Source organism: Micromonospora sp. WMMD956, from assembly GCF_029626125.1.
Taxonomy (GTDB): domain Bacteria; phylum Actinomycetota; class Actinomycetes; order Mycobacteriales; family Micromonosporaceae; genus Micromonospora; species Micromonospora carbonacea.
Window position 1 is genome coordinate 6,382,147 of sequence record NZ_JARUBI010000005.1, and the last position, 22,854, is coordinate 6,405,000.

21 protein-coding genes (1 of these 21 only partly in view) are annotated in these 22,854 nt (G+C 74.2%); 16 read left to right on the top strand and 5 right to left on the bottom strand.

What is annotated here, in order from left to right:
- Positions 1–10: 10 nt before the first annotated feature.
- The 9 genes from O7628_RS27665 (at position 11) to O7628_RS27705 (ending at position 9,822) form a co-directional block, all read left to right on the top strand.
- Entirely contained in the window at positions 11–775 is a 765-nt protein-coding gene (locus O7628_RS27665; RefSeq protein WP_278136426.1) for a response regulator transcription factor, read from the top strand.
- Complete coding sequence (locus O7628_RS27670) at positions 772–2,391, top strand: HAMP domain-containing sensor histidine kinase (RefSeq protein WP_278135039.1); 1,620 nt, start codon at positions 772–774, stop codon at positions 2,389–2,391. The genes O7628_RS27665 and O7628_RS27670 overlap by 4 nt, the downstream gene beginning before the upstream one ends.
- A 46-nt stretch (positions 2,392–2,437) precedes the next feature.
- Positions 2,438–3,670 carry an efflux RND transporter periplasmic adaptor subunit gene (locus O7628_RS27675; protein ID WP_278135041.1) on the top strand — a complete coding sequence of 411 codons (1,233 nt, stop codon included), beginning with the start codon at positions 2,438–2,440 and terminating at the stop codon, positions 3,668–3,670.
- Complete coding sequence (locus tag O7628_RS27680) at positions 3,670–4,410, top strand: ABC transporter ATP-binding protein (protein WP_278135044.1); 741 nt, start codon at positions 3,670–3,672, stop codon at positions 4,408–4,410. Before O7628_RS27675 ends, O7628_RS27680 begins: the two co-directional genes overlap by 1 nt.
- Positions 4,407–5,600 (top strand): ABC transporter permease, encoded by a 1,194-nt coding sequence (locus O7628_RS27685; protein ID WP_278135046.1) that lies wholly within the window; start codon positions 4,407–4,409, stop codon positions 5,598–5,600. Before O7628_RS27680 ends, O7628_RS27685 begins: the two co-directional genes overlap by 4 nt.
- 30 nt (positions 5,601–5,630) lie before the next feature.
- Entirely contained in the window at positions 5,631–6,224 is a 594-nt protein-coding gene (locus O7628_RS27690; RefSeq protein WP_278135048.1) for a hypothetical protein, read from the top strand.
- Positions 6,225–6,343: 119 nt separating this feature from the next.
- On the top strand, positions 6,344–7,921 hold the full coding sequence (locus O7628_RS27695) for a Na+/H+ antiporter (RefSeq protein ID WP_278135050.1): 1,578 nt from the start codon (positions 6,344–6,346) through the stop codon (positions 7,919–7,921).
- Positions 7,922–7,969: 48 nt separating this feature from the next.
- Positions 7,970–8,959 (top strand): SCO2521 family protein, encoded by a 990-nt coding sequence (locus O7628_RS27700; RefSeq protein WP_278135052.1) that lies wholly within the window; start codon positions 7,970–7,972, stop codon positions 8,957–8,959.
- Entirely contained in the window at positions 8,956–9,822 is an 867-nt protein-coding gene (locus O7628_RS27705) for a hypothetical protein (RefSeq protein WP_278135053.1), read from the top strand. Before O7628_RS27700 ends, O7628_RS27705 begins: the two co-directional genes overlap by 4 nt.
- On the opposite strand, the gene O7628_RS27710 is transcribed toward O7628_RS27705, so the two are convergent.
- The 5 genes from O7628_RS27710 to O7628_RS27730 all read right to left on the bottom strand — a co-directional run bounded on the left by O7628_RS27710 (position 9,807) and on the right by O7628_RS27730 (position 15,584).
- The gene (locus O7628_RS27710) at positions 9,807–10,802 is read right to left on the bottom strand and encodes an SCO2522 family protein (RefSeq protein ID WP_278135054.1); all 996 of its coding nucleotides are present in this window, start codon (positions 10,800–10,802) and stop codon (positions 9,807–9,809) included. The two genes, O7628_RS27705 and O7628_RS27710, sit on opposite strands and share 16 nt — an antisense overlap.
- The gene (locus O7628_RS27715) at positions 10,799–11,716 is read right to left on the bottom strand and encodes an SCO2523 family variant P-loop protein (protein ID WP_074476050.1); all 918 of its coding nucleotides are present in this window, start codon (positions 11,714–11,716) and stop codon (positions 10,799–10,801) included. Before O7628_RS27715 ends, O7628_RS27710 begins: the two co-directional genes overlap by 4 nt.
- Before the next feature lie 3 nt (positions 11,717–11,719).
- Positions 11,720–13,549, bottom strand: a complete 1,830-nt coding sequence (locus O7628_RS27720; protein WP_278135056.1) for an SCO2524 family protein — start codon at positions 13,547–13,549, stop codon at positions 11,720–11,722.
- Positions 13,550–13,621: 72 nt separating this feature from the next.
- Positions 13,622–14,650 (bottom strand): oligopeptide/dipeptide ABC transporter ATP-binding protein, encoded by a 1,029-nt coding sequence (locus O7628_RS27725; RefSeq protein WP_278135058.1) that lies wholly within the window; start codon positions 14,648–14,650, stop codon positions 13,622–13,624.
- Positions 14,634–15,584, bottom strand: a complete 951-nt coding sequence (locus O7628_RS27730) for an ABC transporter ATP-binding protein (RefSeq protein ID WP_278135060.1) — start codon at positions 15,582–15,584, stop codon at positions 14,634–14,636. The genes O7628_RS27725 and O7628_RS27730 overlap by 17 nt, the downstream gene beginning before the upstream one ends.
- A 276-nt stretch (positions 15,585–15,860) precedes the next feature.
- Between O7628_RS27730 and O7628_RS27735 the strand changes: the two genes are divergently transcribed.
- The 7 genes in view from O7628_RS27735 to O7628_RS27765 are tightly spaced (at most 31 nt apart) and all read left to right on the top strand, a layout consistent with a single transcriptional unit that may run on beyond the window.
- On the top strand, positions 15,861–17,069 hold the full coding sequence (locus tag O7628_RS27735) for a membrane dipeptidase (RefSeq protein ID WP_278135062.1): 1,209 nt from the start codon (positions 15,861–15,863) through the stop codon (positions 17,067–17,069).
- Positions 17,069–18,658, top strand: a complete 1,590-nt coding sequence (locus tag O7628_RS27740; RefSeq protein ID WP_278135064.1) for an ABC transporter substrate-binding protein — start codon at positions 17,069–17,071, stop codon at positions 18,656–18,658. The genes O7628_RS27735 and O7628_RS27740 overlap by 1 nt, the downstream gene beginning before the upstream one ends.
- 4 nt (positions 18,659–18,662) lie before the next feature.
- Positions 18,663–19,628: an ABC transporter permease gene (locus O7628_RS27745; RefSeq protein ID WP_278135066.1), complete on the top strand. Its 966-nt coding sequence runs from the start codon at positions 18,663–18,665 to the stop codon at positions 19,626–19,628.
- Positions 19,625–20,506: an ABC transporter permease gene (locus O7628_RS27750; protein WP_278135068.1), complete on the top strand. Its 882-nt coding sequence runs from the start codon at positions 19,625–19,627 to the stop codon at positions 20,504–20,506. The genes O7628_RS27745 and O7628_RS27750 overlap by 4 nt, the downstream gene beginning before the upstream one ends.
- A 1-nt stretch (position 20,507) precedes the next feature.
- Positions 20,508–21,677, top strand: coding sequence for a Xaa-Pro peptidase family protein (locus tag O7628_RS27755; protein WP_278135069.1), 1,170 nt, complete (start codon positions 20,508–20,510; stop codon positions 21,675–21,677).
- A gap of 31 nt (positions 21,678–21,708) precedes the next feature.
- Positions 21,709–22,560 (top strand): alpha/beta hydrolase, encoded by an 852-nt coding sequence (locus tag O7628_RS27760; RefSeq protein ID WP_278135071.1) that lies wholly within the window; start codon positions 21,709–21,711, stop codon positions 22,558–22,560.
- Positions 22,544–22,854 carry the start of an Lrp/AsnC family transcriptional regulator gene (locus tag O7628_RS27765; protein ID WP_278135073.1) on the top strand. It continues 670 nt past the right edge of the window, so 311 of the gene's 981 nt are visible here — the first part of the coding sequence; it begins with the start codon at positions 22,544–22,546; the stop codon falls past the right edge of the window. The genes O7628_RS27760 and O7628_RS27765 overlap by 17 nt, the downstream gene beginning before the upstream one ends.

Here is a 22,854-nt window from a genome sequence, read left to right on the forward strand (position 1 = left end):
GCGAACCGACATTCTCCGGCCACCCACCGGACGGACCGCCACGGCCGTCGACGGCGCCTGCGCCGCGCGGGTCCTCGTGGTCGACGACGAACCGAACATCTCCACGCTGCTCGCGGTCACCCTGGGCCTCGTCTCGTACGAGACCCGGGTGGCCGCCAGCGGCCGGGCGGCGCTGGCCCTGGTCGAGGAGTTCGACCCGCACCTCGTGGTCCTCGACGTGATGCTGCCCGACGTGGACGGCTTCGAGGTCGCCCGCCGGCTGCGCGCGGCCGGCCGGCCGGTGCCGGTGCTCTTCCTCACCGCGCGGGACACCGTCGAGGACCGGGTGACCGGGCTGGTCGTCGGCGCGGACGACTACGTGGCCAAGCCGTTCAGCCTCGAGGAGGTGGTGCTGCGCATCCGGGCCATCCTGCGGCGCAGCCACCCGGAGCAGCCGGCAGCCGCGCCGCCCGCGCCCCCGCCGCCGGCCGTCCTGCGCTACGCCGACCTGGAACTCGACGACGACGCGCACGAGGTCCGCCGGGCCGGTCGTCCGGTAGACCTGTCGCCGACGGAGTTCCGGCTGCTGCGCTACCTGCTCACCAACGCCGGCCGGGTGGTCAGCAAGGCGCAGATCCTCGACCGGGTCTGGAACTACGACTTCGGCGGGGACGGGCGCATCGTCGAGTCCTACGTCTACTACCTGCGTCGCAAGATCGACAAGCTCGGGCCGCCGCTGATCCACACCGTGCGCGGCGTGGGGTACACGCTGCGGCTGCCGCGCGGCGACGAGTGAGCCGGCGGCCGATCCGCCCCTGGGCGCACTGGACGCTGCGGTCCCGGCTGGTCCTCCTCGTCGGAATCCTCGCCACCCTGGCCCTGCTGGGAGCCAACGCCGCCGGGCTGGTGCTGCTGCGTGGCTACCTGGTGCAGCGGGTCGACCAGCAGCTCACCGGGCTGGCCCGCCCCTTCACCGACGCCCCGCGCGCCGCCTCCGGGCTCCCGGCCGGGGGCGTGACCACCGGCGGGCCGCGCAACCCCGGCCGGTTCGCGCGTCTCGGGCCGGACCAACTGGTCGTCCACTACCGGGCCGACGGCACCCGGGACCCCGAGCGCAGCAGCACGCCGTCGGCCGCCGCGCCCGATCCCGGCCCGCTGGCCGAGGTGGCGGCGCGGGCCCGGGCCGGCCGCCCGTACACCGTCGCCGGCGACGGGGGCGCGTGGCGGCTGCTGGCGGTCCCGGTCGGCGACGGCGGGGAGGTCGTGGTGCTCGGCGCGTCCCTGGCCGAGGCGGAGCGGACCGTCGACCGGCTCGTGGTGATCGACGTCGCGGTGACCGGCAGCGTCCTGATCGTGCTGGGCCTGCTCGCCGCCTTCGTGGTCCGCCTCGGGCTGAGCCCCCTGACCAGGATGGAACGCGTCGTCGCGGGCATCACCGGCGGCGACCTGGCCCGCCGGCTGCACGACACCGACCCGCACACCGAGCCCGGTCGCCTCGGCGCGGCGGTGAACCTCATGCTGGACCGGATCGGCACGGAGATGACCGCCCGCGCCGCGGCCGACCGCCGGCTGCGCCAGTTCGTCGCCGACGCCTCGCACGAGCTGCGCACCCCGCTGACCTCGATCCGGGGCTTCGCCGAGCTGTACCGCCGCGGCGGCGCCCCGCCCGGACCGGCCCTGGACGAGGCGATGGGCCGGATCGAGGCCGAGGCCGCCCGGATGGGGGTGCTCGTCGAGGACCTGCTGCTGCTCGCCCGGCTGGACCGGCACCGCGCCCCGGTGCTGCGCCCGGTCGACGTGTTGGAGGTCGCCGCCGACACCATCCGCGACGCGCACGCCCGCGCCCCGGGGCGGCGGGTCCGGCTGACCACGCTCACCGAGGACGACGAGACGTTCGAGCCGCCGACCGTGCTCGGCGACGAGCACCGGCTGCGCCAGGTCGCGGCGAACCTGGTCGGCAACGCCATGCAGCACACCGGGCCGGGGGCGCGGGTGACCGTCCGCATCGGCCGGCTGCCCGCCGCCGTGGCCGGCCCGCCGCCCGCGCCGGACCGGGGCGCCGTGGTGGTCCGGTCCGGGCCGCCGCCCGCACCGCCCGCCGGCGGGCTGGCCGTGCTGGAGGTGCACGACGACGGCCCGGGCATCCCCGCCGAGCACGCCACCCGGGTCTTCGAGCGGCTCTACCGGGCCGATGCGAGCCGGGGCCGGGGCGACGGCGGCGGCTCCGGGCTCGGCCTGTCCATCGCGGCGTCGATCGTGCACGCCCACGGCGGCTGGATCGAACTGCACAGCGGCCCGGGGGCGGGCACCGCCTTCCGCGTACTGCTGCCCGCCGCCGGCTCCCCGGCGGAGGGCGGCCGGCCGGCGCGGCCGGTCCCCGACGCGCCGCCGCCGACTCCGAGCCAGCTATGAGGTGACGTCGAAGATCCTCCGAGGCGGGGCCGCCAGGATCCCCTCCATGCGTGCACGCCTGCCGGCGGCCCTGCGCCGGCCCACCGTGGCGGTCAACGCCGTCCTGACCCTGTTGCTGGTCGGCGGCGGCACCTGGGCCTGGCTGTCCGTGCGCGGCGACGCGTCGGCGCGGGCCGGGACGACCGGCGGCACCCGGACGGTCCAGGTCTCCCGGGGCACGGTGACCGCGACGGTCACGGCGGACGGTTCGCTGGAGAGCGCCGCCACCGCCACCGCCACCTTCGCCACGGCCGGGACTGTCACCTCGGTCGCGGTGACCGTCGGGCAGAAGGTACGCAAGGGGCAGCTGCTCGCCGAGGTCGACCCGGCCGACGCCCGGCGCGACCTGAAGGTGGCGCAGGCGAACCTGGACGCGGCGGAGGACGCGCTGGAGCGGGCGCGGGACGCCGGCTCCGACACCGCCACGGCGGAGAACGAGGTGACCCAGGCCGAGTTGGCCGTCGACGAGGCCGAGGCCGCGGTGGAGGGCACCCGGCTCACCGCGCCGATGGCCGGCACCGTCGTCGCCGTCAACGGCACCGTCGGCGGCCCGTCCGGCGGCTCGTCGGGTTCCGGCTCCTCGGGTTCCGGGTCACCGGGCTCGTCGGGCTCCGGCTCGTCCGGGGCCGCCTCCGGCGGGTCGTCCGGCGCCTCGTCCGGCTTCGTCGACCTCGCCGATCTGTCGAAGCTCCAGGTCACCGCCGCGGTCGCCGAGGCCGACGCCACCCGGCTCAAGGCCGGCCAGCCGGCCACCGTCACCTGGAACGCCCTGGACGGGGCCACCGCCACCGGCGAGGTGCGGGCGATCGACCCGCAGGCCACCACCGCCAACGGCGTGGTCACCTACGGGGTCACCCTCGGCGTCGCCGACCTGCCCACCGGGGCCAGGCCGGGGCAGACCGTGCGGGTGGCCGTCGTGACCGGCACGGCCGAGAACGTGCTGCAGGTCAACTCGGCCGCGGTGAGCGGCAGCGGCGACCGGCGGAGCGTCACCGTCCTCACCGACACCGGCCAGGAGACCCGGCGGGTGCAGGTCGGCCTGGCCGGCGACCGGGCCTACGAGATCACCTCCGGGCTCACCGAGGGGGAGCGGGTCGTGCTGCCCGAGAGCAGCACCTCCGGCACCAGCGGCGGCCTGACCGGCGGCGGGGGCCGCTTCCCCGGCGGCGGAGGCTTCCCCGGCGGCGGTTTCCCCGCCGGGGGACAGGGCGGCCCCCGGGCCGGCACCGGGACCCGCTGATGGAGCCCCGGACCACGCCGCGCCGTCCGGTCCTGGACGTCCGCGCGCTGACCAAGGTGTACGGCGAGGGCCCCGCCGCCGTCCACGCGCTGCGTGGGATGTCGCTGACGGTGGACGCCGGCGACTACGTGGCGATCATGGGATCCTCCGGGTCCGGCAAGTCCACCCTGATGAACATCATCGGCTGCCTCGACGCGCCCTCCGGCGGCAGTTACCTGCTCGACGGCGTCGACGTCGGTCGCCTGGCGGACCGCCAGCTCGCCCTCGTGCGCAACCGGCTCATCGGGTTCGTCTTCCAGGCGTTCAACCTCATTCCCCGCACCAGCGCGGTGGCCAACGTCGAGCTGCCGCTGGCGTACGCGGGCGTGCGGGCCGGGCAGCGGCGGCGACGGGCGCTCGCCGCGCTGGACGCGGTGGGGCTGGCCGACCGCGCCGACCACCACCCCAATCAGCTCTCCGGCGGGCAGCAGCAACGCGTCGCGGTGGCCCGCGCGCTGGTCACCGAGCCCGCGCTGGTGCTCGCCGACGAGCCCACCGGCAACCTGGACAGCCGCTCCACCGAGGACATCCTGGCGGTGTTCGACCAGCTCAACGCCGCCGGCAGGACGATCGTGCTGATCACCCACGAGCCGGAGGTCGGCGACCGCGCCCGGCGGCTGATCCGGCTCCTCGACGGTCGGGTCCGTTCCGACGAGCGCCAGGACGGCACGGGCCGGCACGCGGCGGTGGCCGGCCGATGACCGTCACCGAGACGATCCGGTTCGCCCTGCGCGGCGTGGCCGCCAACAAGCTGCGCTCGGCGCTGACCATGCTGGGCATCCTCATCGGCGTCGCCGCGGTGATCCTGCTGGTGGCCGTCGGCAACGGGTCGGCGCAGGCCGTGACCAGCCGGATCGAGGCGCTGGGCACCAACACCCTCACCGTGACCGGCACCAACCGCGGCTCGGGACCGGGCGGCCTGACCGTCGAGGTCGCCGACGCGCTCGCCGACCCGGTGCTCGCCCCCGGCGTCCGTTCGGTGTCCCCGCTGGCGACCACCTCCACGACGGTGACCTACGAGGGCGCCGACCACGAGGTCGCCCAGTTCGTGGGCACCCGGTCGGGCTGGTTCGCCGCGTCCAACTCGCCGGTGGCCGCGGGGGCCGCGTTCACCGCCGACGACGAGGCGCAGGGCCGCCGGGTGGTCGTCATCGGGCAGACCGTCGCCGACGAGCTGTTCTCCGGCCTCGACCCGGTCGGCCGGCAGGTCACCGCCGGTGGGGCCCTGTTCACGGTGGTCGGGGTGCTCGCGCCGAAGTCCTCGACCGGCTTCCAGGACGCCAACGACACCGTCGTCGCGCCGCTGAGCGCCGTGCGGGAGGTGCTCACCGGGTACGGGCCGATCAGCTCGATCCTCGTCGAGGCGGCCGACCCGGGCGAGGTGGACGCCGTGCAGGCCCAGATCTCCACGGTGCTCGCCCAGCGGCTGCCCACCACCGGTTCGGCCAGCGCGCCGTACCGGATCCAGAACGCCGCGCAGCTGTTGCAGACCCAGACCGAGACGGCCGACACCTTCACCACCCTGCTCGGCGCGGTCGCCGCGATCAGCCTCCTCGTCGGCGGCATCGGGATCACCAACATCATGCTCGTGACCGTCACCGAACGGACGCGGGAGATCGGCATCCGCAAGGCGCTCGGCGCCCGGCGCCGGACGGTGCTGACCCAGTTCCTGATCGAGGCGACCCTGCTGAGCCTCCTCGGCGGGGCGCTCGGGGTGGCCGCCGCGCTGCTCGGGTCCCGGTTCACCATCGTCGGTGTCCGGCCCGTGATCGTGCCCAGCTCCGTCGCGCTGGCCCTCGGCGTCTCCATCGCGATCGGCCTCTTCTTCGGCGGCCTGCCGGCGGCGCGGGCGGCCCGGCTGCGCCCCATCGACGCCCTGCGCTACGAGTAGGCCAGCGTGCCCGACAGGCAAGGATCGAACATGGACAACAGCGACACCGTCGTCTTCGCCCGGGTCGGCGGCGCCGCGGCGCCCGGCGGGCCGGCGGAGCCGGACGACGACCAGCACGCCGCGTCGCCGGCCGTGGCGGCGGAACCCGACGAGGGCCTCACGGCCGCGCTGGCCGCCGCCGCCCCGCGCCGGTGGTGGAACCGGGGCACCCTGGTCCTGGGCGCGCTCGTGCTCCTCGTCGCCGGCTTCGTCGGCGGGGTGCAGGTGCAACAGCGGTGGGGTGAGCCGGCGGCGGGCGCCGCGGCGTCGTCCTGGCCGTTCCCGGCGGGCCTGGCCAACGGGGCGGCCGGTTCGGGCCGTGGCCAGGGCCCCGGCGGCCAGCCGAGCGCCGCCGCGACGGCGGGTGCCACCACCGGCACGGTGACGTTGGTCGACGGCGACACCCTCTACGTCGAGACCGCCGACGGCACCGTGGTCACGGTCCGCACCACCGACGACACGGCCGTGCGGACCACCCGGGCCAGCAAGCTGACAGCGATCGAGCGGGGCCAGCGGGTGACCGTGCAGGGCGGCGCGCTGACGGACAACGCCATGACCGCCACCTCCGTCACCGCCGGCGGCTGACCCCGCCTGATAGGCCCGTTTTCCCCTCCTTTCCCCGCCCGCCGTAGAACCATGTGGGGGCGGGCAGGCGCCTCCGACGCCGTACGGCCGCACCGGCCGTACGACGCGGAGGGGTCGACGTGGAGGGGCTCGTCCTGATCGTGGTGCTGGCGGCCACCGTGCTCGTCGGCACCACCATCGGCGGGCGCTACCGGGTCGCCCCGCCGGTCCTGCTCATCGGGATGGGCGCGCTGCTGGCGCTCGCCCCGCCGCTGTCGGACGTGGTGCTCGAACCGGACGTGGTGCTGCTGCTGTTCCTGCCCGCGATCCTCTACCGGGAGAGCCTCACCATCAGCCTGCGGGAGATCCGCGCCAACCTGACCGTCATCGCCCTGCTCGCCGTGGGTCTGGTCGCGGTCACGATGGTGACGGTGGCGCTGGTCGCCCAGGCGGCCGGCGTCGAGGGGCCGGCGGCGTGGGTGCTCGGTGCGGTGCTGGCCCCGACCGACGCCGCCGCGGTCGCCGGCCTGGCCAAGCGGATGCCCCGTCGCTTCCTCACCGTCCTGCGCGCGGAGAGCCTGATCAACGACGGCACCGCGCTCGTCCTCTTCGCCGTCGCGCTCGGCCTGATCACCGGCAGCGCGCCGCCGGGGGCGCTGCCGCTCGTCGTGCGCGTCGGCGGGTCGTTCCTCGGCGGCGTCGCGGCCGGGCTGGTGACCGGGGTGGTGGTCGTGCTGATCCGCCGCCGCCTCGACGACCCGCTGCGCGAGGGCGCGCTCAGCGTGCTCACGCCGTTCGTCGCGTTCCTGGCCGCCGAGGAACTGCACTCCAGCGGGGTGCTCGCGGTGGTGGTCGCCGGCCTGGTGCTCTCCTTCGCCGGTCCCCGGGTGATCCGGGCGCCCTCCCGGGTGCTGGCCTACGCCTTCTGGGACCTCACCACGTTCCTGATCAACGGGGGCCTGTTCGTCCTGCTCGGCATGCAGATCCCCCGTGCGGTGCGCGGGGTCACCAGCACGTCGGCGGGGCAGGCGCTGCTCATCGCGGTGCTGGTCGCCGGCACCGTGCTGGCGACCCGGATGGCCTGGCTGCACCTGTCGGCGTACCTGTTGCCGCTGGTCGACCGCCGTAGGTCGCAGCGGGCCCTGCGGGTCGGCTGGCGGATCCGCACGGCCGCCGGGTGGGCCGGCTTCCGCGGCGCGGTGTCCCTGGCCGCGGCCCTCGCGGTGCCGCTGTCCACGCCGGCGGGGGAGCCCGTCCACGAACGGGACCTGATCATCTTCTGCACGGCGCTGGTGATCGTCATGATCATGCTGGTGCAGGGCACCACCCTCCCGCTCGTGGTCCGCTGGGCGGGCCTCGTCGGCGACCAGCAGCGCGCCGACGAGGTGCGGATGGCCCGGCTGCGGGCCACCGAGGCCGGGCTGGCGGCGCTGCCGGAGGCGGCCGACCGGCTGGGCGTGCACCGGGACGTCGCCGACCGGATCCGCAGCGACTACCAGGACCACCTCGACGACATCCGCGCCGCCGAGCAGGGCGAGGCCGCCGAGGCGGCCCGCGACCTGGAGCGCCGGCTGCGGCTGGCGGTCCTGGACCGCAAGCGGCGCGAGGTAACCCGGCTGCGCAACGCCAACGAGATCGACGACACGGTGCTGCGCGAATTGCAGGCCGCGCTCGACATCGAGGAGATCCGCCTGCTGGGCCCGCCCACGCCCGAGTGACCTGCCGGACCCGCGCGGCGGGCCGCCGGGTTGCGACGATGGTCCACGATGGAGCGCATCCGGGCAACGCGGGTTCGCGGGTTCGAGGGACGCATCGACGTGGACACCACCGGGCCAGGGGCCCCATTGCTGATCGGCGAGGTCCACACCGGCCTCCTGCAGCACTCCACCGCGCTCTCCGCCAGCACGGTGGCCCAGGTCCTGCGGCTGCGTCCCGGGGAACGGGTCGGGATCATGGACCGGCCGATCCGGTACGCAGTCTCCCCGTCCCTGCTCACGGGGGTGGACTGCCGGTTCGGCGGCGCGTCGGGCGGCACCCGGGTGGTCGGGGCCGTGTCGTCCCGGTCCACCGTGACCGGCGGCCACGTCGTGCAGGCGTCCTCGTTCGCGCGGATCACCCCCGACAGCCGGCGACGGCGTGCGGTGTGGTCGCACTACCTGGCCCGTCCCGGCGTGCTGGAGCCGCTGGGGGGCCGGCTCGCGGACCGGGCGGACGAGGACTTCCTCACCAGCGAACAGCCGGGCGGGGGCCTCGACCTGGGCGCGATCAACACCCGGCTGATGGACGTGGTCCAGTCCGCCGGCCTGGACCGGCGCGCGCCCTTCCGGGTCCCGCGCACGCGGCTGCGCTGGACCGCCCGCCACACCACGACCGCGCACATCGATTTCGGGGTCGAGGAGGGGCACCTGCGCTCGCTGCGCCTCGGCCTGGCCCCCGCCGCCGGCGACCCGTGGGACGAGGTCAGGTCCTTCTGCGAGGACGTCGCCCTGCACGACTGGCTGCTCACCGGCCTGCTCCATCTGATCGACAGGGCCGTCGGCGCGGACGGCGCGGACGCGGTGCGGCGGCTGCGCCCGATCGTCGACCACCTCCTGCACCTGTGGATGCCGGCGGCGCGCCCGGACCGGACCACCGCGCCGCTGTGGGCGAGCCTGGACCGTCAGGTGGGATTCAGCCGGCAGTGGGACAGCTGCGCCACCTGGGTCCGCGACCGGGTGGGCCTCGCCTCCCTGCACCGGCCGGGCGGCCCCCGGTGAGCGGGCTGTCGGGCCTGCGCGAGGCATGGGCGCAGACCGGGCGGCCGGTGCGGGTCGCCTCGCTGGGCATGTGGTCCGCCGGCGGGCTCGGCACGGTCGTGGGGGTGGTCGGCGACCAGCTCGGCTGGTGGGACGACCGGCCCTTCCTGACCAACCTGATGTCCTCGCTCGTCGGCGCGCTGTTCGGCATCCCGCTGGCGCTCATCGTGCTCCGCCGGGTGACCGCGGTGGAGGGACGCCGCACCGAGCGGGCCGAGGCGCTGCACGTCGCCCACGTCACGGCCGAGCGACTGGCCGCCGACCTCGCGCCGTTGTGCCCCGACCGGCGGCTGGCCGAGCGGGCCGCCGGCATCCTGCGGCGGCTCGACGACGAGCTGCTGCCCGGGCTGGCCGACCATCGGTTCGGGCCCGCCCTGGCCGAGGCGCTCACCCTGTGGACGGAAGCGGTCGGCCTGTGCGACGCGGGGCTGCGCGACGCCCCGTCGGCCAGGGACGTGCTGCGGGACGCGGAGGCCACCTGGCGGCACCTGCGCAGGGACGTCGCCCCCCGGCTGCGCGCGCACGGCGTCTCGTGGCCGTCCCGGGTGGCCACCGACCGCGTCGATCGGCTGCTCGCCGACGTCGACGCGTTCCTGCGGGACGACCCGGGCGAGGTGCGCCACCTCGCCGACGCCGCCCGGAGGACCCTCGACGAACGCAGCATCGACCCGCTCGTGGCCCTCTACGCCGACGAGTACGCGGTGCTCGGCGGCATCCGCGAGCAGGTGGGATCGCTGTCGGCGGGGGTGGCCGCCGTCGTCGCGTTGCTGGCGACGGCGGAGCAGCTCGGCCCCGACCTGCCGACCGCTCACAGGAACACGTAGCGGAGCCGGTCGACGGGGTGCCCGGGCAGGGCCAGCCCCTCGCCGGCGGCGCGGTCGCGGACCTGCCGCGCCGCCGCCGGGTCCACGGCGACCTGGTCGAGGATCGTCCGGACCGCCGTCTCGACCGGCAGGAAACCGCCCGGCAGGACCGACAACGTCCGGTACGCGCAGAACGGCGCGGGCCGGTCGCCGAGCTGGACCACGGCGGGCAGCTCCGCCCACGAGTCCGGGAAGGCGCCGCGCCACGGCCGGGGCCGCGCGACGGGGCGCCCGGCGTCGCGCAGCAGCCCGAGCCGCAGCAGCTGCCACACCCCCGCGAGGAACGCGCACGACCAGGTGCGCACGCCGTCGCGCTCGTCCCACAGCTCGACGTCGACGAAGACGGAGTGCCGCCGGGGGACGTTCTGCCGCGGCGGGACCCACTGCGCACCCGGCGACATCGCCTGGCCGCCCTCGGCGGTGTCCCCGGGACCCGACCGTTGCCCGTTGGACAACCAGCCGGCGACCGTGGGCGGCGGCCGCGTCCCGTTCGTGCCGGGGGTCGGCTCCCAGACCAGGCTGCCCGCCACGATCGCGGCGGGCGAGACGTCGCCGACCTGGGCACACGCGGACTCGCGGGCCAGGTAGTCGATCGCGACGCCGTGCTCCTCGGCGGCCCGCAGCAGCAGGGGCACGACCTCGCGGGGCGGGCCCGGGTCGGCGAGGTAGTCGTCCACCAGGTAGCACGTGCTCACCCGGGGGGCGTCGTCGGCGCCTCGCCGCTCGGACTCGGCGGCCGCCCGGAACCAGGGAGCCACCGTGGCGAACAGTCTCCGGTACCGGTCCGGGCCTTCGGCGTAGTCGGCCTGGCGGAGGTGGCCCAGCTCCACGGAGAGCCGGGCCAGCGGCACGGCCTCCACCCGGCGGCGGGCGCCGGCCTGCTCGAAACGCACCTCCGCCGGCCCGGTCGGCTCCGGCCCGCCCGGGCCGGGCGCGGTCACAGGCTCTCCCACGCGTCGGCGTCGGTCACCGCGCGGGCCAGCCGGTCGAACGCCTCGACGGTCGCCTGGTTGGCGATTCCCCGGCCCCAGACGTCGTTGTCGGAGATGATCTGCTCGCGCCACTGCAACAGCGGCTCCAACGGCGCGCTGCCCAGCAGCGTGGTCCGCCCCATGCGGTTGCGGCTGGCCAGCTCCTGGAGGTCCTGGTTGCAGGCGCGCAACCAGGCGAGCTGACCCGGGCGCAGGCCGGCCAGCTCGGCGGAGTCCAGGTCGACGACGGCGGTGCGGACGTACCTGATCGAATCCAGCAGGGCCGACCGGTCGTGCCCGAGCGCCTCCCCCGCGTCCGCGATGCCGTGCCGGCCGTGGACGAGCCCGGCGGCGGCGAGGATGTGCTGGCGGGTCCACCGGTGGAAGACCAGCCACCGCACCGGCACCGCGGCCAGGGCACGCTGCGCGGTGACGGCGAGCGCGAGCTGGGTCGCGTACGATCGGCCGGCGCTCAGGTCGACCAGGCAGACGTCGAACTCCTCCTCCAGCCGCAACAGCAGGCGGGCGCAGCGCTGGACCGTCCCGGGGTCGATGGGGAACTCGCCGCCGCCCTCGTCGCCGGGGAACAGCACCAGCTGGCCCGTTCCGGCCGGCCGGGTGCGCAGCCCGGGCCGCTCGCTCTCGGTCCACACGTCCACCCGGTGCGGGCTGGCCGCCGAGCCGGTCAGGTAGCTGTGCAGCCCTCCGGACGGAGTGCCGCGCCCGACGGAGTCGACCTGGAAGATCGTGCCCACCGTCGGGGAGCCGAAGTCGAAGTCGAGGTAGCAGACGTCGACGCCGGCCAGGGCCCACCGGTAGAGGATGTTGCAGCCGGTGACGGACCGCCCGGTTCCGCCCTTGTCCGAGGCGGCGAAGACCAGCACGGCCTACTCCACGTCCCGGCGCGCCGCGGCCAGCCGGTCCAGCTCTTGCAGCACGCGGGTGGCGAGGGCCGCGGCCGTGCCGGGCCGGGTGTCGATGATCCGCCGGGCGCGGTCCAGGCCGGCCTGGACGGCCTGGAGGTGCTGACGCATCGCCGGGCCGGCGGTGTCGGCCCCGTTCAACAGCTCCTGGCTGAACAGGTGCTCCGCCTCCAGCAGCAGGTCCTCCCCGTAGGCGACGAGCCGTTCGCTGCGCAGCGGCGGCCCGCCCGTCAGCCGCGCCGCCGCGACCAGGCACTCGACCACCCGCTCGGTGTACCGCCACGACGGCAGGTCGTGCCGGTCGTCGACGAAGGGGTACACGTTGACGACCTGGTCCCACAGGTTGCGCGCCGGCCCGTCGCTGATCCGCCGGCGGGACAGGTGGTCCCACACCTCGTCGGCCTGGCGCAGCAGCTCGCCGCGCAGGCCCGGATCCCGCATCAGGCCGGCCAGGCCGAGCATGCGCTTGAGCAGCAGCGGGGAGAAGTCGGTGCACGGCCACAGCAGCCGGCCCGGACCGGCCTTCTCGCTGCCGACGAGGGAGATGAGCACCCCGGGGGAGTGCAGGGCGACCGCCGGATCGCGTGCGAATGGCCGGCGGACGATCCGGGCCCGCCCGGCCAGCTCGTCGAGCACCCGGGCCACCCGGCCCAGCTCGGTGTCGGGGGAGCGTTGCTGGATGAGGTCCTGCACGGTCATCGCGGTCACCAGGAGGCTGAAGTAGTCGGACTCCTGGTCGTCGGTCGTGCGCCACGGGATGTCCTCCAGCGGCCAGCGCGCGGTGCCGAAGCTGGCCACGGTGGACCAGTAGCGTTGGGTGATGTCCCAGCGCAGTTGCAGCGCCCGGGCGAGGCGCTCCTGCTCCTCGGTCAGCAGGCCGAGGATCCGGGTCCGCTCGGAGAACAGCTCCTCGATCCCGTTCAGGGCGGCGAGGGAGAAGTAGAGGTAGGGCGCGGCCTCGGCGACGCCCGGCCGCTGGACGCCGACCTCCTCGCCGACCTCCACCTCGGGGGCGTCCCTGAGGACGCCCCAGGACCAGCCGCACTCGAACAGCCGGCCGGGGTGGTCCAGCGTGTCGGTGACGTCGGGCGCGGCGATCCGGACGCCCCGCAGCGCGGCCCGGACGTCGGCCAGCCCCTGCCACAGGCTCTCGACGACCATCCGGTCGGGCAGCCCCGTCTGGTTGACGGTGCGGATCAGCGTCCGGCCGGCCGGCGAGTCGGCCTCGAACACGGACACGGCGAAGCTGCGCAGCAGCCCGACCATCGCCGCCGTCAGCCGCCGGCTCGCCTGCTCCTCCAGCTCGTTGATCTCGGCGCGAAGCTGGGCCCGGGTGACGACGGTGCGAAAGACCCGGGCGAAGCCGATCGCCGCGAGCGACAGCCGCACCGACATGGTGTACGAGTCGACGATGTCCATCCCGGCCTGCTCGACGCTGACCTCGTCGGACCCGTCGACGTGGAAGTAGCCCGCGCCGGAGAAGACCGGGGTGCCGTCGGGGTCCGTGTACCGCTGCAGGTACTCGCTGAGGACGCGGACGAGCAGCCGGGGGACCCCGATCGAGTCGCCGAGGTCGGCCAGCGCCCGCAGCGCGTCGTCGGAGGTCGCATCCGGCCGTTCCAGCACGAACCGCGGATCGGTCGTGGCGGGCAGCATCAGGCAGAGCAACTGCTCGGCGTCGCTGATCGAGTTGGAACCGTCGCGCCCTCCCCACACCCAGGTGCCGTCGCGATAGCACAGCCGCGCCGTCGCCCGCCAGATCTCCAGCAGCTGCTGCCGAGGTTGCATCCTCATGGGCGCAGGGACACCTCCTCGCCGGCCGCCACACGGATCCCGCCCCCAGCATGGGGCACCGGCGCAAGGGCGTCAGGCCCGGGCCGGCACGCCGCCCGCGCCCTCCCGCAGCGCCAGGTCCGAGAGGTGGCAGGCGACCTCGCGGTCGGCGTCGCCCGGCGTCGGGCCGAGCACGGGCTGCACCTGCCCGCACTGCTCGCGGGCCAGCCGGCAGCGGGTGTGGAACCGGCAGCCAGGCGGCGGGTCGGACGGGCTGGGCGGGTCGCCGGCGAGCACGATGCGCCGGCTGCCGCCGCGTCGGCCCGTGGGGTCGACCACGGGGGAGGCGGACAGCAGCGCCTGGGTGTACGGGTGGGCCGGCCGGGTGTAGACGGTCTCGGTGTCGCCGATCTCGGCGAGCCGCCCGAGGTACATGACCGCCGTGCGGTCGGCGACGTGCCGCACCACGGACAGGTCGTGGGCGATGAACACCAGGGCGATGCCCATCCGGCGTTGCAGGTCCCGCAGCAGGTTCACCACCTGCGCCTGGACGCTGACGTCGAGGGCGGACACGGGCTCGTCGCAGACGAGGATCTCCGGCTCCAGGGCGAGGGCGCGGGCGATGCCGATGCGCTGGCGCTGCCCGCCGGAGAACTGGTGCGGGTAGCGGTGCATCAGCTCCGGCGCGAGCCCGACGAGGCCGAGCAGCTCGGCGACCCGGTCGGCGCGGGCGCGGCGGTCGCCACGGCCGTGCACCACGAGGGGCTCGGCGATCAGGTCGCGCACGCACATGCGCGGGTCCAGCGAGGTGTACGGGTCCTGGAAGACCATCTGCACCTGTCGCCGCAGCAGCCGCCGGTCCCGCCCCCGCACGCCGGTGATGTCGCGGCCCCGCACCACGATGCGGCCCGCGTCGGGGCGTTCGAGGCCGACCAGCAGCCGGGCCAGGGTGGACTTGCCGCAGCCCGACTCGCCGACGATGCCGAGGGACTCCCCGGCGTGCAGCCGCAGGCTCACCCCGTCGACGGCGCTGACCCGGGTGCGGCCGAGCCCGGCCCGGCCGGTGGTGAACGTCTTGCGCAGGTCCGTGGCGACCAGGACCGGTTCAGCCGGTGACGGCATGCGACAACTCCTCGGTGCGGTGGCAGGCGGCGGCGCGGCCGCCGGTGACCCTCAGCGCGGGGCGTTCGGTGCGGCACCGCTCGACGACCCGGTCGCAGCGGGGGTGGAACGCGCAGCCGGGCGGCTTGCGGGCCGGGTTGGGCGGGGTGCCGGGGATGGCGTACAGGTCGTCGCCGCGCTGGTGGGCCTGGGGCACGGAGCGCAGCAGGGCGTCGGTGTACGGGTGGGCGGGCGCGCCGAGGACCTCGGCGGTGGCGCCGGTCTCCACGACCCGCCCGGCGTACATGACCACCACCCGGTCGGCTACCTCGGAGACGACGCCGAGGTCGTGGGTGATCAGCAGGATGCCGATGCCGAGGTCCCGGCGCAGCCCGTTGAGCAGCTCCAGGATCTGCGCCTGGACGGTGACGTCGAGGGCGGTGGTCGGCTCGTCGGCGATGATCAGCTCGGGGCGCAGGGCGATGGCCATCGCGATGAGGATGCGCTGGCGCATCCCGCCGGAGAACTGGTGCGGGTACTCGTCGACCCGGCGGGCCGGGGCGGGGATGCCGACCTGGGCGAGCAGGTCGACGGCGGCGGCGCGGGCCTGCTTGCGGGAGGCGCCGCGATGGGTGCGGAACAGCTCGCCGAGCTGGTCGCCGATGCTGAGCACCGGGTTCAGGGCGGACAGGGCGTCCTGGAAGACCATGCTCATCCGGTTGCCGCGCACGGCCCGGCGGCCGGCCTCGGTGAGCGTGGTGAGGTCGGTGCCGCCGAGCGCGATCCGGTCGGCCTCGACGCGCACGGTCGGCGGGTGCAGCCCCATGATCGCCTTCGCGGTGACCGACTTGCCGGAGCCCGACTCGCCGAGCAGCGCGACCAGTTCACCGGCGGCGACGTCGAGGTCGACGTCCACGGCGGCGGGCACGTCGCCGCGCCGGGTGGCGAAGGTCACGGACAGCCCGCGTACCGACAGGGCCTGTCCTCCTCCGTCCGGTGGGGCGGTGGTTGGGGCGTCTGGCTGATTCACCGCGGGCCTCCAGCTACGCATAACGGACGCCCGTGCCGGTAATCCCCGCCGCGATGGCCGTCCATGCCTGTTCCTGAACTGCATCTTGACTTCCGTGCCGAATCATTGCAACCCTCTAATCGGTCGCGCCGGTTCTGGGCGTCGACCCCGGCGGCCGCGCCCCTTCTTCGCGGGCCGCGAATCTGAAAGGGACCCACGCGGATGCTTGAACAGGCGAAGCGCTACACCGGCTACACGGCGTACGACTACCTGGAGGCCGGCAAGGACTTCAAGAAGTTCCGGTACGCCGAGCAGATCGGCCGGGTGCCGGCCTACGCCGGCCTCGACCTCTCCGACAGCCAGCGGGAACGCACGCAGCGGCTGCTGCGCGACGAGATCGTCATCTCGCTGCACGACCACGTCCAGGTCTTCCCCGAGGACATGGGCCAGCTTCGCGAGCACATCCGGGCCGGCCGCGAACCCACCGGCTACCTCGGCCTGTCCCGCTCCGGCATGACCGCCGTGTTCGACAACGGCATGGACGGCACCTGCTGCATCTCCAGCGACGCCGGCTGGAAGTACACCGACGTGCTGTTCGACCTCGGCGTGCGGATGGCCGACATCGCCCACCAGGACTACGTGATCAAGGCCGAGTCGCTCAAGGACATCTACCACGCCCACGAGACCGGCCGGCTCGCGCACGTGTTCGCCCTCGAAGCCGCCACCATGATCGAGAACGAGGTCGACCGCCTCGACGTGCTCTACGGCTTCGGCGTCCGGCAGATCGGCATCGCCTACTCCGAGGCCAACATGCTCGGCGGCGGCCTCAAGGAGCGCGGCGACGGCGGCCTGACCTACTTCGGCGAGCGGGCCGTCGAACGCATGAACAAGCTCGGCCTGGCCATCGACATCTCCCACTCCGGCGACCGCACCGCCATGGACGTGATCAAGAAGTCCACCAAGCCGGTGTTCATCACCCACTGCGGCTCCCGCGAGGTGTGGCCGACCAACCGGATGAAGCCCGACGCGGTCATCGCCGCCTGCGCCGAGCGCGGCGGGGTGCTCGGCCTGGAGGCCGCCCCGCACACCACCCTGTCCCCGGCCCACCCCCGGCACAGCCTGGAGTCGGTCATGGACCACTTCGTCCACGCGGTCGACCTCATCGGCATCGACCACGTGGCCTTCGGCCCCGACACCCTCTTCGGCGACCACGTCGGGCTGCACGACGCCTTCGCGGCGAACCTGTCCACCAAGGAGGCCCACGGCCGCGTCGAGTACCCCAAGGTCGAGTACGTCGACGGCCTGGAGAACCCCGCCGAGTGCTTCTACAACATCATCGGGTGGCTCGTGGCCCACGACTACTCCGACGACGAGATCCGCAAGGTCATCGGTGGCAACACCATCCGCGTCCTCGAGGAGGTCTGGGTCTGATGCGTCTCCGCCTACCCCTCGTCGCCGTCACCGCGCTCGCCGCGGTGGCCGCGGCGGCAGCCTGCAGCCCCAGCGCGCCGAGCGAGTCGGCCGCCCAGGGCGGCGACAAGAACGCCACCCTCACCATCGCCACCACCACCGACGTGGTCAACTTCAACCCGCTGCTGGGCAACAGCCGCACCGACGGCTGGATCACCAACCTGATGTACCCGCGGCTGCTCACCATCGACGCCAACGGCGCCAAGCAGCCGTACCTGGCCGCCGACCGCGGCTACAGCGACCCCACCACCGGCTTCTACGAGCTGCGCGGTGACATGAAGTGGAGCGACGGCACCGCCGTCAGCGCCGCCGACGTCGCGTACACCATCAACACGATCATGACGAAGAAGCCCGCCGGCAACGTCGTCTACGGCCAGCTCGCCAACGTCGAGTCCGCCTCCGCCCCGACGGCCACCCGCGTCGAGCTCAAGCTCAAGCGGCCCGACGCCACCGTCGTCGACGAGGTCGGCTTCTGGATGAACGTCGTGCCCAAGCACGTCTTCGAGAAGGCCCCCGACGCGGGCACCTTCGCCAACAACAGCGACTGGGTCAGCGCCGGGCCGTTCAAGCTCACCACCGTCGCCAAGGGCCAGAGCTACACCCTGGAACGGGTCACCCCGTACCCGATGGCCCCCGCCGGCACCCCCAACGTGGCGAAGGTCGTCTACCGGGTCTACCCCGACGTCAACACCGAGATCCTCGCCCTGCGCAACGGCGACGTGGACCTCATCGCCAACGCCCTGCCCCCGGCCCAGGTCAAGACCCTCCAGTCGACCCCCGGCGTCAAGGTCCAGGAGGTGCCGGGCCTCGGGTACGCCCACATGACGTACAACATGACCCGCAAGCCCCTGGACAACCTCAAGGTGCGGCAGGCCCTCGCCCACGCCGTCGACTACGAGGCCATCCGCTCCGTCGTGCTCCAGGGCCAGGCGGTCACCACCGGCTCCAGCCCCATCCCGCCGGTGCTCAAGGACTTCGTCAAGCCCGACCTCAAGGAGTACGCCTTCGACCCGGCGCTGGCCCGCAAGCTGGTCGGCGAGTCCGGCGTCGGCACCCTGCGCCCGCTCACGATGATCTACTCGCTCCAGGACGCCGTCACCGCGCAGTGGGCGCAGCTGGTCAAGGACAACGCCGCCCAGGCCGGCATCACCATCGAGCTGCAGGGCATGGACCGCAACACCTACCTGGCCAAGACCGCCGCCGGCGAGTACGACATCTACGCCGGCAACTTCGCCATCATGGACGACCCGGCCACCAACATGGCCCTGACGTTCCTGCCCGACGGCGCCATCAACTACACCAAGGTCGACGACCCGGCGCTGAGCGCGCTGATCACCAAGGCCACCGCGACCACCGACAAGGCCGCCCAGAAGGACCTGATCTGGCAGGCCGCCACCCTCGTGCACGACAACGTCTACGACAACGTCATGTACATGCAGAACCTGTACGTCGCCCACAGTGACAAGTGGGACGGCTTCGTGGTCAAGCCCAGCGAGCTGCTGTCGGTCGTCGACCCGCAGTCCCTGGCGAACGCGCGGAAGGTCGGCTGAGCACATGCCACCGGTTGTCGGCTTCGTCGCGCGGCGGCTCGGACGGGCGGTCCTGACGCTCTGGTTCGCCACCACGATCACCTTCCTGCTGCTGCGGCTGCTGCCCGGCAACCCGGCGCTCGCCGTCGCCACCCCCAACATGACCCCGCAGACCCAGGCGATCCTGCTGCGCCAGTACGGCCTCGACGAGCCCCTGCTCGTCCAGTACGGCAAGTACCTGTGGCAGCTCGTCCAGGGCAACCTCGGGGTCTCCATCACCCAGTCCGTTCCGGTGACCGACGTGCTGCTGGAACGCCTCCCGTGGACCCTGCTGCTCACCGGGTCCTCCCTGCTGGTGACGGTCGCCGTCGGCATCCCCCTCGGGGTGCTGGCGGCGACCCGCCCCCGCGGGCTGCTCGACCGGCTCGTGCAGGTCGGCGGCGTCGTCGGCCAGTCGGTCTTCGTGCCCAGCGTCGCGATCGCCCTGCTGTTCCTGTTCGGCCTGCAACTGCGGTGGCTGCCCATCGGCGGCGCGTACAGCCCCGGCGTCTACGGCGGGCGGTGGTACCTCGACGTGGCCGCCCACCTGGTGCTGCCCTGCGTCAGCCTGGTCCTGGTGCAGCTCGGCTCCTACGTGCTGACCCTGCGGGCCACCCTCATCGACTCCCTCGGCGAGGACTACTGCGTCCTGGCCACCGCCAAGGGCCTGCCGAACCGCAAGGTGGTGTGGAAGCACGCCCTGCGCAACGCGCTGCTGCCCACCACCACCCTGGTCGGCCTGCAACTGGGCTTCCTCGTCGGCGGCGCGGTGCTCACCGAGACCGTCTTCGCCTACCCGGGCATCGGCCGGGGCATCTACGAGGCGGTCACCCAGCTCGACTACCCCGTCCTGCAGGGCGCGTTCGTCCTGCTCGCCGCGACCGTCGTGCTCGCCAACGTGCTCACCGACCTGGCGTACGGCCTGCTCGACCCGAGGGTGAGGACCCAGTGACCGCCCCCGGCATCGCCCTCGACCAGGTCGTCGCCGACGAGCCGACCGCCGCGAGCGCCACCTGGACCGCGTTCCGCCGCAACCCGCTGGGCCTGGCCTCCCTCGCCGTGCTCGCCGCCCTCGTCGTCGTCGCGGTCGCCGCCCCGCTCATCGCCGACTACCCCGGCGGCTACGGCCCGGCGGTGCTCACCCCGCCGTCCGGGCAGCACTGGTTCGGCACCGACAACCTCGGCCGCGACATCTTCGCCGAGGTCGTCTGGGGCACCCGGATCAGCATGCTCGTCGCCGCGCTCTCCTCCGCCCTGGCCATCGTCATCGGCGTGCTCGTCGCGGTGCTCGGCGCGTACTTCCCGAGGGTCGACACCGTGGTCGGCACGGTCGTCGACCTCGCCCTGTCGCTGCCGGTGCTGCCCCTGATGATCCTCGTCGCCGCCCTGGCCGGGCCCAGCCTCGCCACGGTGGTCGTGGTCATCGCCCTGTTCTCCTGGCCGGAGGTGGCCCGCGTGGTCCGCTCCCAGGCCCTGGCCGTGGTCCGGCTGCCCTACGTCGACGCCGCCCGGCTCACCGGCGGCTCCTGGCTGTGGATCATCCGCCGGCACCTGGTGCCCGCCGTCGCCCCCGTCATCGTGGTGTCGGTCGTGCTCACCGCCTCCCGGGCCGTGCTGTCGGCCGCCGGCCTGGCCTTCCTCGGCCTCGGCGACCCCAACAGCTGGTCGTGGGGCCGGATCCTCTACGAGGCCCAGCAGTCCGGCGCGATGTCCAGCGCCTGGTGGACCACCCTGTTCCCCTCGCTGGCGATGCTCGCCCTCGTCGTGTCCGCCACCCTCATTTCCATCGCCTACAACGACGCCCGCAACCCACGCACCCGGGAGAACTGACGTGCTGTCGACCCAACGGCTCCCCGTGGACTTCTACCGGTCGGTGCAGGACGACGTGCGCGCCGCCGCCGACCGCGCCGGCCTGGCCGCCGTCCTCACCGACCACCCCGACGACGTCGCCTACCTCACCGGCTTCTTCCACCACCCCTGCGAGCGACCGGTGGCCGTGCTGCTGCCCGTCGACGGGCCCACCCGGCTGCTGCTGCCCGAGCTGGAACGCGAGCACGCGCAGGCCCAGCACGCCGCCGCCGACCTGGTGTCCTACCCGGAGTTCCCCGGCCGCGTCCCGCCGTTCACCCACCTGCGCGACGTCGCCGGCCGGGTCGGCCACCCCGGCAGCACCGCCGCCGCCCGCGTCGCCGAGATCGCCCGGGACCTGCCCCGTGCCGAGCTGGAGATCGCCGACGTGGTCGGCACGGCCCGGCTGCGCAAGCGGCCCGAGGAGATCGCCCTGCACGCCGAGGCCGCCCGGATCACCGACCTCATGCTGGTCGCCGGCCGCGAGCTCGTCGAGCAGGCCCTCGCCGCCGGCGGCGAACTGCCGAGCGAGGCCGAGCTGGCCGCGCACGTCACCCGGGTCGGCACCACCACGATGTACGCCGACCACGCCGACGTCGTGGTGGTGTCCCTGCTCGCCGGCGGCCTCGTCTACGCCGGCCCCAACAGCGCCCACCCGCACGGCCTGCCCTCGGGCTACCGGCTGCGCCCCGGCGACACGTTCATGCTCTCTCTCGGCTGCGCCGTCGGCGGCCGGTACGTCGAGGGGGAGCGCACGTTCCTCCTCGGCGAGCCCAGCGCCGCGCAGCGCCGCTACTACGAGGCGGTGCGCGCCGCGCAGCAGGCCGGCACCGAGTTCCTCGCCCCGGGCGTGGTCTGCGCCGACGCCAACCGGCACTGCCTCGACGTGATCCGCGCCGCCGGCCTGGCCGGGTTCCTGCGCCACCGGCAGGGCCACGGCATCGGCCTCGGCATGCACGAGCCGCCCTGGCTGGCCGACGGCGACCCGACCGTCCTGGAGGAGGGCATGGTCGTCTCCAACGAGCCCGGCATCTACGTGCCCGGCCACGCCGGCTACCGCATCTCCGACTCGATGCTGATCACCGGATCCGGGGCCCGCCCCTTCACCAGCTACCCCCGTTCCCTCGACGACGTCGTCATCCTCGTCCCCTGAGCCGTCGTCCCGTCCCCGAGGAGTGCCCGCCGTGCGACTGCCGATCAACGGAAACGAACTGGAGGTGGAGGTCTTCGGCGCCGAGGACGCTCCGCTGCTCATCGCCCACCACGGCGCGCCCGGCCTCGGCTCCCGCGCCGAGCCCCGCGCCACGTTCCGGCCCTTCGCCGACACGTTCCGCGTCCTGGTCTTCGACGCCCGCGGCAGCGGCGTCAGCGAGGGGCGGCCGCCGTTCACCCACGAGCAGTGGGTCGCCGACGTCGACGCGCTGCGGCAGTGGGCCGGCGCGGAGCGGTTCGTCCTGGCCGGCGGCTCCTACGGCGGCTTCATCGCGATGGAGTACGCCATCCGCCACCCGGAACGGCTCACCGCCCTCGTGCTGCGCGACACCTCCGCCGACCACGAGAACGAGAAGGCCGCCCGGCGTAACGCCGAGACATCCACCCGTGTGAAGATCGACCCCGACAAGCTGGACCGCATCAACACCGGACGGGTGCGTGACGATGACGACCTGCGGGACTGCTGGCGGGAGATCCTGCCACTCTACGACCACGTCTACGATCCGGCGGCCGTCGAGGCCAAGGTCGAGGCCACGTTCTACCGCTACGAGACGCACAACCACGCGTTCGCGGTGAACCAGCCCGCGTACGACATCAAGGCCGACCTGCACCGGATCACCTGCCCGGCGCTGGTGACCGTCGGCCGCGACGACTGGATCACCCCGGTGGCCAGCAGCCAGACGATCGTCGACCTGATCCCCGACGCGCGGCTGGTGGTGTTCGAGAAGTCGGGCCACTCCCCGCAGGTGGAGGAGGCCGAGCTGTGGCGCGAGACGGTACGCGCCTTCCTACGCGAGGTGGGGGCGGATGAGCAGCGGTCCTGAGCACCTGGACGAACTGGACCGGCGGATCATCCTGGCGTTGCAGGCCGACGGGCGGGCCACCTGGACCGAGATCGCCGAGCGGTGCCAGACGTCGGTGACCACCGTGGCGCGCCGGGGCCAGCAGCTGCTCCGGGACGGCATCGTCCGGGTCGCGGTGATGCCCGACGTCGAGTACCCGGGAGCGGCGGACCTGTTCGTGCTGCGCATCACCTGCGAGCCGGGCACCCAGAAGCGGGTGCTGGCCCGGCTCGCCGACCGGGCCGACCTGCGCTTCCTGGCCCTGGTCACCGGCCC

Excerpts from the sequence above, each read along its gene's own strand:
- O7628_RS27735 (WP_278135062.1), top strand. The coding sequence starts at position 15,861 with ATGCTTGAACAGGCGAAGCGCTACACCGGCTACACGGCGTACGACTAC.
- O7628_RS27680 (WP_278135044.1), top strand. The coding sequence starts at position 3,670 with ATGGAGCCCCGGACCACGCCGCGCCGTCCGGTCCTGGACGTCCGCGCG.
- O7628_RS27720 (WP_278135056.1), bottom strand. The coding sequence starts at position 13,549 with ATGAGGATGCAACCTCGGCAGCAGCTGCTGGAGATCTGGCGGGCGACG.
- O7628_RS27740 (WP_278135064.1), top strand. The coding sequence starts at position 17,069 with ATGCGTCTCCGCCTACCCCTCGTCGCCGTCACCGCGCTCGCCGCGGTG.
- O7628_RS27725 (WP_278135058.1), bottom strand. The coding sequence starts at position 14,650 with ATGCCGTCACCGGCTGAACCGGTCCTGGTCGCCACGGACCTGCGCAAG.
- O7628_RS27700 (WP_278135052.1), top strand. The coding sequence starts at position 7,970 with ATGGAGCGCATCCGGGCAACGCGGGTTCGCGGGTTCGAGGGACGCATC.
- O7628_RS27690 (WP_278135048.1), top strand. The coding sequence starts at position 5,631 with ATGGACAACAGCGACACCGTCGTCTTCGCCCGGGTCGGCGGCGCCGCG.
- O7628_RS27685 (WP_278135046.1), top strand. The coding sequence starts at position 4,407 with ATGACCGTCACCGAGACGATCCGGTTCGCCCTGCGCGGCGTGGCCGCC.
- O7628_RS27675 (WP_278135041.1), top strand. The coding sequence starts at position 2,438 with ATGCGTGCACGCCTGCCGGCGGCCCTGCGCCGGCCCACCGTGGCGGTC.
- O7628_RS27745 (WP_278135066.1), top strand. The coding sequence starts at position 18,663 with ATGCCACCGGTTGTCGGCTTCGTCGCGCGGCGGCTCGGACGGGCGGTC.